At 43.6% G+C, this 3,472-nt stretch carries 3 protein-coding genes; 2 read left to right on the forward strand and 1 reads right to left on the reverse strand.

What is annotated here, in order from left to right; all coding sequences use genetic code 11:
- Nucleotides 1-1,007, forward strand: a 1,007-nt coding sequence (locus tag IT291_10525) for an ATP-binding protein (protein MCC6221662.1), incomplete at its 5' end; no start/stop codon positions are given.
- Nucleotides 1,008-1,282: 275 nt separating this feature from the next.
- The gene (locus IT291_10530) at nt 1,283-2,452 is read left to right on the forward strand and encodes an ATP-binding protein (GenBank protein MCC6221663.1); all 1,170 of its coding nucleotides are present in this window, start codon (nt 1,283-1,285) and stop codon (nt 2,450-2,452) included.
- Between the two features lie 90 nt (nt 2,453-2,542).
- Here the strand turns inward: IT291_10530 and IT291_10535 are convergent, their stop codons facing one another.
- Nucleotides 2,543-3,391: a ParA family protein gene (locus IT291_10535; protein ID MCC6221664.1), complete on the reverse strand. Its 849-nt coding sequence runs from the start codon at nt 3,389-3,391 to the stop codon at nt 2,543-2,545.
- Between the last annotated feature and the right edge of the window lie 81 nt (nt 3,392-3,472).

Below are 3,472 nucleotides of genomic sequence, written 5' to 3' on the forward strand. Positions count from 1 at the left end.
TTCCGCCTAGACCTGAGTGGATTGCGGAAAATTGGAAAAAAGCTCGTTTGCTCGGGGCAAACACCCTCCTAGTTATCGATGAAGTGCAAAAGGTAGAAGGTTGGAGTGAGGTGGTAAAACTCCTTTTTGACGAAGATAGGGGAAGTGAGAATTTGCGGGTCGTAATCCTTGGCTCTGCTAGTCTTGCTCTTAAGGTAGGTCTTGAAGAAAGCCTCCTTGGGCGATTTGAATTAATAAGAGTACATCACTGGGATGCCTACGAATCTAAAGAAGCTTTTGGTTGGGACTTAAACACTTACCTTAAATACGGAGGATACCCTGCAGCGGCTAACCTAATTAACGACGAACAGCGCCTGCGACAGTTTATGCGCGATGCTGTAGTTGAGCCAATTATCGCTAAAGACATACTTGCGCTAAGGCAAATTTCCAATATGTCGCTTTTTCGCCAAAGTTTTGAGATAGCCCTAAGTTACCCTGCGAGAGAAATTTCCTATCAAAAACTCTTGGGGCAACTTCAGGACAAGGGCAATATCGCAACTATAAAATCGTATCTCTCAATCCTTGAACAAGTGTTTGTCATTAAGATTTTGGAAAAATATTCGACAAAAGTGGTTAAAACCAAATCTTCAAGTCCCAAGATCGTGCCTCTAGCACCCGCCTTAGTTCACGCCTTTAGCAATCCCCAGCGCATCGAAAGTGATTTAGCTTGGAGAGGACAGGTGTTTGAAGCTGCGGTAATCGCAAAAATTCTAACGGCTCCTGGAGAGGTTTATTATTGGCGCCAAGGAAAGCACGAAGTCGATGCCGTTTGGCGTTATGACGACATGGTGCTGGGGATAGAAATTAAATCCACGAGAGGCCATGGTGATAGTATTTCTGGCCTTGCTAAATTTAGAGAAAACTTTCCCCACGCAAAAACCATATTGCTAGACGAGCACTTAGCTACCGAGCTCTTGATGTCACGCGAGCCACGTTCGTTGTTGGAGCAGTATTATGAAGTGAGCTAGCAAAAGCGCATATTCTTACGCTCGGAAAGGAGCTGATGGTACAAAACCTAACTATTAGAGCTTGGCGTCTGCAAATAAAAGGCTACGCTAGAATACGCACCCAAAATAAAAAACCTTAAAAACCTTGAACCGCGTTACTTTTTTCTCATTTCTAACAGTAATAAAAAAGTATCGGTTTTCCAGTGTTGTTGTAAGTGTCTAAGCTTTATGGCAATTGACTAAAGCCGCTAGCTAGCGCTAGACTATATTCCTAAAAAGGAATCCATTTTAGGAATATGTTCCCACGACAAGTTAACATATCGAAATCAAATAGTTTTTTTCTATTTGGGGCAAGAGGCACGGGTAAAACTCATCTGTTGAGTCAGTTTTTTAAATCCGAGCCCGTGCTGTGGATCGATTTGTTACAAGCACAGACTGAGCTCCAGCTACTGGAAGACCCCGATCGCCTATCGGCTATGTGCGACAAAATGCCTGGCCAATGGGTGGTCATAGATGAAGTCCAAAAACTTCCTAAGTTACTTGACATTGCCCACCGCGAAATAGAACGGCGGGGAATTAAGTTTGCGCTTACGGGCTCAAGCGCAAGAAAGCTAAAGCGAGGTGGAGCTAATTTACTAGCGGCGCGAGCATTTGTCTTTAATCTGTTTCCCTTAACCCACCAAGAGTTAGGAAAGGAGTTTGACTTATTAGAGACACTCCAATGGGGAAGTCTTCCCAAGCTCTATAGTCTCACGGCCGAAGACAAAAACCTGTTTTTGGCAAGTTACGTTGACACCTATTTAAAGGAAGAAATATTTGCCGAACAACTTGTCCGCAATGTCGTGCCTTTTAAAAAATTTCTAAAAGTTGCCGCGCAAGCAAACGGAGCGGTAATTAATTTTAATCAAATTGCAAAGGACTTAAATATAGATAATAAAACGGTTAGAACTTATTTTGATATCTTAGAAGACACTCTGGTGGGATTTTACTTGCCGGCTACCAATACGAGTTTTAGAAAACAGCAAATTAAGTCCCCCAAATTTTATTTATTCGACTGTGGCGTAAAGCGCGCCATTGAAGGCGTAAGTCATCTGCCCATCACTAGTGCGCAGGAGCTAGGAATGGTCTTTGAGCACTGGTTAGTGCTTGAGATTTTTCGCCTTAACTCATATCTCAGAAACAAATACGAGCTATCCTATCTTCTTACAAAAGCTGGCCTCGAAATTGATCTCGTCCTGCAAGCACCTAGGGAAAAAACAGTTTTTTTGGAGATAAAATCATCCAAGCAGCTAAGTGAAAGACACCTTGCTGGGTTATTGTCCGTGCGCCGCGATTACCCCGATAATCGATACCTCTGCGCCTGTCGCGAGGAGCATCCAAGAGTTTACGAAGGAGTTGAAATACTTCCCTGGCAGCAGGTTTTTTCGGAACTGGGGTTACACCATTTGCAAAAAGGATTTTTGTAAATGCTATAAATTTCCCGACAGGCCCATTATGAATAGATAGTGAGCGTTTATGACGTATGAAGAGCCTTTCGGTGATCTGCTGTTTCCGGATCAGGCAATAAGTTGGTTTGTAGCGCCGTTTGAATTTCGCTCTTCTCTAGCTTTTGTGCGCTCGTCAATTCGGAGCAGGAACTCTTCGGTAAACTTGGTGTAGTCCTCGGTTCCTCGACCTCCTCGTTTTCCTTCGAACTCGAAAAGAGTTTTCTTTCCGATTGGAGCTGCTTTTGCTTTAGTATTTGTGCGAATACGCGTCTTAAATACGCCTCCGCCCAGTTGAGCTTCTACCAGAGATTCAATTTTTTTAGTTATTTTTTCGTTCTTGCTGTACATCGTGAGCAATACGCCGAGAGATTGCAGTTTGGGATTAAGCGCTTCGAGCTGCTTTACCGAGCGCTTTAGCAGTTTTAGGCCGATGAGCGGCAAATATTCGCAAGTAAGCGGTACTACATAGTAATCAGAAGCCACAAGAGCATTTGCCGTTGCTAGGGATATGCTAGGAGGGTTATCGATTATTACAAAGTCATAGTTACTCAGCTTCTCTGTTTCGGATAAGCGGTTGCGCAGTAAAAATTCTCGGCCGTAAGTGGAGCCAATAGTAAGGTCTAGCGCGGCCATAGCCTCGCTTCCTGGCACAAAGTGCAAATTGTGGGTGAGAGTAGGAACAATAATGTCGTCTAGAGATATTTCATCGACAAAAGCATTGTAAATCGTCTTTTGTGTTTCCTTTGAGGCTCTACCTAGTGACTCCGTAAGGTTTCCCTGTGCGTCCATGTCAATTAACAAAACGCGCTTACCCACTCGCGCAAGCCCCGCTCCTAGATTAATACACGTTGTCGTTTTGCCGACGCCACCTTTGTGGTTGAGAATTGAAATAATTATTGGACGAGTTTTTTCTGCCATGGCGCTGACCCACTAGTCGTCAACTACTGTTTACGGTTCTTATGTAATATTCGGATGACATGCAGATATATAAGGTTTCAA

The sequence above is a fragment of the Deltaproteobacteria bacterium genome (assembly GCA_020845775.1).
GTDB lineage: Bacteria > Bdellovibrionota_C > UBA2361 > SZUA-149 > JADLFC01 > JADLFC01.